Genomic DNA, 8,303 nt, shown 5'->3' on the forward strand with positions numbered 1-8,303 from the left:
AAGCTCCAGCTTTGTTTTATTCGACTGATGCTTAAACGACTAGGCACCGCCTAAAAAGATCTCAAATGGGTTCTATAGAGGCACTGCAGCTTACATGAGAGTTTACCTAAACTCTATCTGCAAGTAGATGCGTTTATTGTAACTTGCAGCATCTCCGCCTTGGGTTCAAAAGTAAGGGCAGTTCAATGACTGCCCCTGTAATTAGTTATACCTATTGAATAGGATAATTTTTCAGGCGATCCACAAATAGCCTATTTATCCAATACGAGCTAAATCGTGAATCTCAAATCTAAAAGCAAATAACCCAGGTTATAGTTGTGCACAATAATCCGTTCTGTGAAACTTAGTCAAATCTACTTTTAGAGCAGGTTTGACGCTCACTTCCTGCTTCTACCAAGGCGGTCGGCCGCTTCTTGTCCACAGGCGTGTTTTCGAGCCCAACTTTCCCTACAAACATTTTTTCAATCTTAATCGTGTTTCATTGATCCTGTACAGCTCAATAAAAAAGCACTTTTAGGTAAGATTGACTAATTTCTTTGATTCTGTCGCTACCTCTTGATTACTTCCCTGTTAAGGCTTTTGGCCGGATAAGTCCAGCGGAAGTTGGGGAAGCCGGAGGCGAACCGCATTTGTTTGCAGCCAGAGAGTGATGGCGTGCTTCCGTTGCGGAGTCACGTACTCTCCCGGTCGGATCACGCCAGCACAGACGCCGATGTTTTTAATAAGGGTTTCTCGCTCCGATGAACTTGCACCCTGTAGCAACCTGACTTGGGCTTTGATAAAATCCACGTTCATAGCTGAAAGTAAAAGTAAGTAAAGAACTCAGTTAAATAGCGATGCTTTGGTTCCGATTGTAACTCTAAAACCACTTGGTATGAATCAAATTGATTCAACATCCCCAGGATGGGGATCGGGGCCTCTAGAGCTAGCCAACTTTATTTACTTTATCTGTTTTTGCTAGCAAAAGTGTCACTATGCTAGCAGTTTTGGCAGAATTATTTATAGTTAAGAACTGTTACAAATTTGGCTCGATTTCCACAATACGGCAGAGTTTAGTGCTAACGCTACTCTCGGGAACTCAAAAAGTTCAGCATTGTCTCCAAATCCTTGCCTTCCTAGGTTTTACCCTCCCCAATTGGGAAGTGATCTCTCGGGGAACATTCCTCTTCGAGCGCCCCTCTTAACACCCGGACACTGCCACATCACCCTATTGATTTAGATCGTCCCGTAGGCTTGGGTGTGGACTATAACTTCCGGCATACGTGTTGTTACCAGGGCTACAATAAGCGAGTCAGTTTTTATTATCACTTCTAAAGAATTTATTTTTGGATTTTCTTGCAAAGCCCTTATTTGTGTTAATTAAAGCAGCTTAGTGATGTGCGGGGAAAGAAAGACTCGCAGCTTGCTAATCCAGATATTTTGTGCTGGGTGGCGGTGAATCTGTCTCCTGAATTCCTTACCGGCGATCGCTCGTCCGCTAGAATTGCCAATAACGGCTCATTTTGTATAATTCATAACAGATATGTCACTGCTAAGAATTTAAAAACAACACAAGTTTAAACAGTCTTCCATAAGTCGATCGCTCCTAATAGCCCACAAAGAGGGATAAAAAAATTAACTCTGCATACCCGATTTTTTAAGGCGGTTTTGCCTTAGCTATTTGCCTTATATAACAATTTTGTCTACCCCTATTTGCTGGTTCCTCAAGTTAAAATAACTCTAAATTAAGCGACCAGTCCTACGTAATATAATACAAATATTAACTTTTTAATTGACCCGGTAAATTAACTTATTTAGAAGTTTTCTCATTAATAAATATAATATCTTTACAGCCATCCTTATTGTTGAAACAACTCGTTTTTGATGGTGGAGGCTTCGGTTTAGGTAACTCTGGACGTGAATTAAAAATATTAATTAATCGGTGCTGTACAATTTGAGGATTATTGTGGGGAGTAGGGTTAGGCGTCCCGCCTGCTGTGAAAGTACACGCCTTCGATCTCATGAGTCCATCCACAAAAAAAATCAAAATCATCCCACTATTATGCAGCCCTAACCAGCCCATACGATATCTTTCACTCTACAAAAACGAACCGACCAGGCATTATAGAAAATCCCCTCGCGCAGAAGCTGCAGAGGGGCAATGGTTAATAAAATTATTGGTTTTAAATTATCGATATGTAGGTCTCTTTTTGCAGTATCAAGAGGTATCGAGCGAGCGAACGACCGATGTTGGTCAGTCGCTAAGATAATTTCCCGGTGGGAAACCGAGAAATTATCAACTAAATCAACCTTTTTTCTGGCGTTGCAGCTTAGTTTTCCAATTGGCGATCTCCTTCTGAGCAGGCTGATAACTCTTAGTACCCGACGGCACCAGTGAAGCAGTTTCAACAGCCTCTTTCAGCTTTCCTTGAGAGCCGCGCAACTGAGCAATTTTGAGAATACTTTCGCTCCACTCTCCAATTAACTGTTGAGCTTCTTCATACTTCGGCTGACCGGGTTCAATTTTATTAGCTTGCTGGATGCCTTTACTGTAAGAAGAGGCAACCCCCCGCTTAATTTGACCCTTAGCAGCCAATAGCAAAGCAGCATTTACCTTCTGGTCTTTGGATAGCTCCTGCCACTGAGCGATCGCCTGTTTCGACTGATTGTAGACAGGCTTATTGACATCCGGCATCAATTTAGCCGCCCCGATCGCCCCCTGGAAATCGCCTCGAGCAGCCCGCCCGTTAGCTATATCCAAAATTGTCAAACTCCAGCGCTCAATATCCTGCTGAGCCTGCGGGTAGAGCGGATCGCTAGCCGGAATCGTTCGAGCCTTAACCACTGCTTTATTAAAACTAGAAGCCGAACCATCCTTGAGGAAAGTTTTCGCCTCAGCCCACACCTGCTGGCTGGATGGTGGCTGCTTGGTTCCAGTCCCTGCTTGCACCGCCCGCGGTTGGTTCTGCGACCCCCCAGTACCAGTCAATTTTTGAGATCCAGAGTTTTGGGCATTTTCAGCAGGCGATCGAGGATCTCCTTCCTGCTGACCAATAAAAATTGATTTGTTCGTCACAAAAACACCCAACAGCAGCACCAAAGCCGTAGCTGAACTCCACAAAACTAGCTGCTGCAAAAATGACTTATCCGACCCCCCGTTATGCTCATCCTCCGGCTTTTGCAAGTTCGGTCGATCGCCCCCCCGATCGGCAGGGGCCACAGCATTCGGCTGCGGCACAGGCGACATCTCAACCGGCGAATCCTGAGCGTTGCGAACTGCCGGAGGCAGATCCATTCGAGCGTTAGCCGTCGCCATTTGCGGGCGATCGAACCCATCAGCCGTACCCACCGTCATATTGCCGTTGCGTCCGGCCAAGGCAGCAGTTGGTACCCCTGAAGCATCGGGCAAAATCACCAAATTAGCCTTTCCCGGAGGATTCACCACCATCAAAGGTTCTTGTTTCGGACGCAAATGGTGGTCACACAGCTCCGGCAGTCGATCGCTCAAAAAACGGTCTACACCCTTAATGGTCATGCACTGTCCCGATCGTAGCCCCTCCAAAAGCGCCGTCGTAAAAAACCCCTGACGCAAAGCCGAAGTTTCCCGCGAAACTTGATTCGGGCGGCAAGAAAGTACCGTTGGGATTTCCAGTTCCCGCGCCAGCTCGACCGTTTGAGAGCCGATCGTTTCCCCCGCTTTCACAATCTGGCTGCGGTTCATATCAACCAGCACCAATACCGTTTCCGTAGGAGCGTTTTTCAGAGTATTCAACAGCAACTCTACCGGAATCCCCGTACCCTGAATGTCAGCCGGATTGCCGTCAACCGGCATCAAATAATCCTTACCTTCATAGCTGACACCGTAGCCGCTAAAAAAACACCAGAGTAAATCTCCCTGTTGCACATGTTCCGCGCAGAGGCTTTGGGTCAATCTCAGAATATTTTCCCGATTTGGATATGTAGATTGACCCCACAGCGACGGCGAGCTATCGGTCATCAGCAGACATCCATCCGGCGCAAAACCCGCCTCCTCAGTCAAAAAACCGTACAGGGCCTCTGCATCCTCTTGGGCATAACTCAAAGGCTGGAGTAACTGATATTGATTGATCCCTATTGCAATACAAGCGTGATTTTTCATCCCCATATGCCCTATATATATACTGGACAGCTTGCACAAAACGATAACACATACCCGTTTAAGGTTATACCCACTTTCGCCAGCACTCAGAGAGCAGTTTTCCGAAGGCAGAACTCCCAAGAAGCCCCCAAATTTAGCATCCTAGAATTCTTAATTTTTATATTGCAGTAAAAAAATATCCCCTGTGCCTGCCTTTAGAAAAATAAAGTTAAATTGGATACACAGGCCAGTCTATTTGACTCTAATTTTCACCAAACTACACCAACAAGGAATAACCCGCCAATGGTCTCTACCGCCCAAAAAGAAATCTCCCCCCACAGCGAATCGCTACTGAAGCAAAAGCATCCTAAAACTCACAGCCACTATAGGTTTCAGGATTTTTTTGCCTTTGATCGCCAGAGGGGTACAATTGACGACTGGAATGAGTCGCGCAACATTTTTACCAGCGAAGACTTCATTATCGGTTTGGTGGAGGGGCTCGAAGAAGAAGTCGGCCCCGCGTCCTCTGTCATCATGTATACTATTGGTTGCCAGTGGGGACTCCAAGATTCCGAATTTTTTCAAAAATGGTTTAGTACCGAATACAGCCAGAACATTCGCCAGTCAAATCTCATGTTTCTGCTAGAAACTTGGTGGTGGCCTTTCACGGCTCAAGGTTGGGGTCGCTGGGAAGTGGACATGAGCGATCGCAAACACGGCTGCATCTTCATCAACCTCTTTGACTCAGCAGTTGCTCGCACTTTGGGCGACGTAGGCAAACCGGTTTGTCACCTATACGCCGGTTTGTTCGCCGGTTTCTTCGGCTCTCTAGTCAAAAAGCCTCTGAGCTGCATAGAACTCCAATGTTACTCAATGGGAGAAACCTATTGCAAGTTCCTCCTCGGTAATCCCGATAAAATTGATGCAGCAGCATTCTGGCTCAACGAAGGTGCCAACGCCCGCGATATTCAAAATCGACTGCAACACGGTGAAATATTGCGGTAAACAACCTGGAAAGGCACATCCCCTGCCCTGCCTTTCCTCCCACCAATTTCGCGATCGAAAGTGCGATGGTGGATTTCTCCAGGCAGGAAGAAAGATGAAAAGTCAAACTTCATGGTTGAACCAATCTGTCCAAGAATTCTTTGGTCACTATAATTGGCTGGGAAAATCTTTAGAAACCCCAAATGGCTCGGCCCCCGGTCAACTTCTGAGTTTAACCCAGCCAGTAGCAGACTTTTTTCAAGCTATTTCTTGGGAAGGAATTCCGGAAGTAGGTGCCCTACCCCTACCGCCACCCTTGCCAGTAATTTCTATTTCTGAACAAGCAGAAGTCACCATTGATGATTTATTTGACCTATTTTAATCTGTGTAGGGAAGGGAAAATAAAAAATAGGGCAATCTTTCATCCATCTTCCCTCACCCCTCTTTCCTCATCCCTCAAAATCCATTAGTTAAATCCGTTAAACCCCGTACACTGCTTGTTGCCGAACTTCCTTCCTTTTATCAATTACCGATTACCACTTAATTAAAATCATGCACCCTGAGATTGAGGCGCTGCTGGATCAGGCAGAAAACCGCTTTTTAAAAGGCGAAGAACTCATAGCTTTTAAGCGTCAAGCTGTAACCCTTGTCCAGCGCTTAAAAATTTACGAATTTTTGCGAGAGAAGGAAGCAAGCATCTTCCAACCAGTAGCCAACAAGGTACAAGAAACGTTCCCCGACGAAAAACAAGAAACCTTAGAACGATCGCTCAAACACTGGGTGTTAGTCTTGCGGTACTGCGCTATGGCTATGCTGCTGAACGATCAAAATTTTCTCGAACAGCGCCTTGTAGACTGGCTTTCCGGCCTAGTCGCAGCCCACCAAACTCAAAATATCGAAGCAACTGTTTGCACTCTGCTGCAAACTCGTTTAAAAGAATTGCTTTCCGAGCAAGCCCGGGCTATATTGCAACCATTTTTCGACCAAGCACAGTCAATTATTATTGACCAAGGTAATAAATAATCAGCTTTCTTCCCAAATTCCAATTCCTGATTCCCAATTCCCAATTCCCGATGATTAATATTGCCGACTTACTCAAACAGCCCCGACTCCCCGGAAACTACTTTGCCAGCGATGCCTACGTCCGAGGCGACCTCGAACTCGGCCTCCTCGAAAACCGCCGGGGTGATCGGCTCTTAGCACTCCCAGAAACACTGATTCAAGCTATTTATATCGGCTTAGAACAAGAAACAGGTCAAGCTTCCCGCCTCGTGCTTTTCAACTGCGGTCGCTGGTGGGGTAAAAACTTCTACGTGCGTTTTTGCGAAGAAGTCAGCGAATACTACGGTCAGCCAGTTTCTGAAATGGAAATGGTAGAATTTCTTCAGTCCTTGCAGCAGTGTTGGAAAACTCATGGATGGGGAACATTTGAGCTTGATCCCAGCTATTCCGAACATGGATTTTTAATAGTAAAAATTGCTAACTCTCTTTTTGCTAAAACTGCCCCCAAGTCTAAGCGACCAGCCTGTTTTCTAGAAGCAGGTATTTTAAGTGCGTTCTTTAGTCAGCTCACAGGTCGAGAACTTCACTGCCTGCAAACATCCTGCGAATCATTGGGTGCGGACTGCAACCGCTTTATTTTAGGGCTGCGCGATCGCCTCCAACCAGCAGATTCTATGGTCGAAGAGGGAAAAGACCATGAAGCTATTCTCAGTCATCTTTTCCCAAAAAACTGACTGATTTGACAGCTATTACTTTGTTGCCAATAGCTGTCAAAGAGATTGTTTGGCACCCATATTATCCACCGTATCATCATCAAAACTGTGAGTTAAATTATAAAAAAGCTCCTGAGTTAAAAAAAATCAGGTTTTAGCATTCAAATAAAACCTGATGATAACTAGCAGCTAGAAACTTCATAACTTACTGTAGAAAATCATAAAATTTAAAAGCAATCAAAACCTCAAACATTTTGCTAGAACTTAATGGACGCCAATGAACTTCTAAATCGATATGCAGCCGGCGAAAGAGATTTTAGACTGGCAAATCTGCGCGGCATTGTGTTGAGTCCGATCGATTTATACCGTTCCAGCGATGCCCCAACTCTAATTTTGGCAAACCTCAATCAACACCAGCAACGACCCTACTTAATCGGTGCTAACCTCAGCGGGGCAGACCTCACCAACGCCCATCTGAGCCGAGCCAATCTCAGCAAAGCTGACCTCAGCGGAGCCAATCTCACCGGCGCCAACCTCATGGCAGCCAGTCTAAGCGGCGCCAATCTCATCGGTGCCAATCTCACCGGCGCCAACCTAGCCGGATCTCATCTGAATTGGGCAAACCTGACCGGAGCAATTCTTCCCAATGCTAATCTCATAGGTGCAGATATGAGCGCCGCTAACCTCACCAAAGCCGTTCTCACTGAGGCCAATCTCAGTAAAGCCTATCTGATTAAAGCCAATCTCAATGGGGCAAACTTCAAAGATGCTTACTTAAGTCTAGCGAGTCTCAAAGAGGCAGACTTGACCGAAGCACAGCTCACCGGAGCCGAATTATCCAAAGCCAACCTAGCCGGAGCCAACTTAACCCGTGCTAACCTCAACAAAGCCAACCTGTTGAAAGCTAATCTCAGGCGAACTAACCTCACTCAAGCCTATTTAAACGGCGCGTGCTTGATCGGATCAGACCTTAGCGAAGCTTGCTTGGATAGAGCCAATTTGTGCAAAGCAGACCTCAGCAAAACCTACCTGAGAAACATTACTTTAAATGGCAGCCACTTAAGCGGTATTAACCTCAGCGGAGCCGACCTCAGCGGTGTAGACTTGAGCCGCAAACTTTTAACTGGAATTAAGATGGCAGAGGCATTGTTGAACGAAGCCAACTTAAGCGGTGCTTATCTGATGGAAGCTAACTTGAGCGGGGCAAACCTCAGCAAAGCCAACTTGAGTCTAGCCTACCTGATCAATGCCGACCTGTCTAATTCTTGCCTCCATGAAATTAACTTGAGCAAAGCTAACCTAAGTAAAGCCAACTTGCAGAAAGCTGACTTGACAGGAGCCAACCTCCGGGGAGCGATTCTCACTGAGGCGGATTTGACGGGAGCGAAGTTGATTGGAGCCACTCTTCCTAACGGCACAGTTTATCGGCGTTAACGGGACTTAAACAAATTTTAAGCCCAAACAAAGCCTAAACTGGCTTTATAAGCGGAGAATACGTCCCAATTTTG

7 protein-coding genes are annotated in these 8,303 nt (G+C 45.9%); 5 read left to right on the forward strand and 2 right to left on the reverse strand.

Features of this window, described 5'->3' with window-relative positions; translation table 11 throughout:
• Positions 1 to 570: 570 nt before the first annotated feature.
• Entirely contained in the window at positions 571 to 795 is a 225-nt protein-coding gene (locus QUA04_RS27935) for a hypothetical protein (protein WP_006635912.1), read from the reverse strand.
• Between the two features lie 1,489 nt (positions 796 to 2,284).
• On the reverse strand, positions 2,285 to 4,117 hold the full coding sequence (locus QUA04_RS27940) for a caspase family protein (RefSeq protein WP_333263546.1): 1,833 nt from the start codon (positions 4,115 to 4,117) through the stop codon (positions 2,285 to 2,287).
• 282 nt (positions 4,118 to 4,399) lie between these two features.
• Here QUA04_RS27940 and QUA04_RS27945 point away from each other — a divergent pair, with 282 nt between their 5' ends.
• The 5 genes from QUA04_RS27945 (at position 4,400) to QUA04_RS27965 (ending at position 8,229) form a co-directional block, all read left to right on the forward strand.
• Positions 4,400 to 5,101 (forward strand): V4R domain-containing protein, encoded by a 702-nt coding sequence (locus QUA04_RS27945; RefSeq protein ID WP_333263550.1) that lies wholly within the window; start codon positions 4,400 to 4,402, stop codon positions 5,099 to 5,101.
• Positions 5,102 to 5,195: 94 nt separating this feature from the next.
• On the forward strand, positions 5,196 to 5,462 hold the full coding sequence (locus tag QUA04_RS27950) for a hypothetical protein (RefSeq protein ID WP_333263553.1): 267 nt from the start codon (positions 5,196 to 5,198) through the stop codon (positions 5,460 to 5,462).
• A 170-nt stretch (positions 5,463 to 5,632) separates the two neighbouring features.
• Entirely contained in the window at positions 5,633 to 6,103 is a 471-nt protein-coding gene (locus QUA04_RS27955) for a phycobilisome protein (RefSeq protein ID WP_333263556.1), read from the forward strand.
• A gap of 50 nt (positions 6,104 to 6,153) precedes the next feature.
• On the forward strand, positions 6,154 to 6,816 hold the full coding sequence (locus QUA04_RS27960) for a V4R domain-containing protein (protein ID WP_333263559.1): 663 nt from the start codon (positions 6,154 to 6,156) through the stop codon (positions 6,814 to 6,816).
• A 246-nt stretch (positions 6,817 to 7,062) separates the two neighbouring features.
• On the forward strand, positions 7,063 to 8,229 hold the full coding sequence (locus tag QUA04_RS27965) for a pentapeptide repeat-containing protein (RefSeq protein WP_333263562.1): 1,167 nt from the start codon (positions 7,063 to 7,065) through the stop codon (positions 8,227 to 8,229).
• Positions 8,230 to 8,303: the final 74 nt, after the last annotated feature.

Source organism: Microcoleus sp. S13_C5 (assembly GCF_036700845.1).
Taxonomy (GTDB): Bacteria; Cyanobacteriota; Cyanobacteriia; order Cyanobacteriales; family Microcoleaceae; genus Microcoleus.

Excerpts from the sequence above, each read along its gene's own strand:
- QUA04_RS27935 (WP_006635912.1), bottom strand. The coding sequence starts at position 795 with ATGAACGTGGATTTTATCAAAGCCCAAGTCAGGTTGCTACAGGGTGCA.
- QUA04_RS27940 (WP_333263546.1), bottom strand. The coding sequence starts at position 4,117 with ATGAAAAATCACGCTTGTATTGCAATAGGGATCAATCAATATCAGTTA.
- QUA04_RS27945 (WP_333263550.1), top strand. The coding sequence starts at position 4,400 with ATGGTCTCTACCGCCCAAAAAGAAATCTCCCCCCACAGCGAATCGCTA.
- QUA04_RS27950 (WP_333263553.1), top strand. The coding sequence starts at position 5,196 with ATGAAAAGTCAAACTTCATGGTTGAACCAATCTGTCCAAGAATTCTTT.
- QUA04_RS27955 (WP_333263556.1), top strand. The coding sequence starts at position 5,633 with ATGCACCCTGAGATTGAGGCGCTGCTGGATCAGGCAGAAAACCGCTTT.
- QUA04_RS27960 (WP_333263559.1), top strand. The coding sequence starts at position 6,154 with ATGATTAATATTGCCGACTTACTCAAACAGCCCCGACTCCCCGGAAAC.
- QUA04_RS27965 (WP_333263562.1), top strand. The coding sequence starts at position 7,063 with ATGGACGCCAATGAACTTCTAAATCGATATGCAGCCGGCGAAAGAGAT.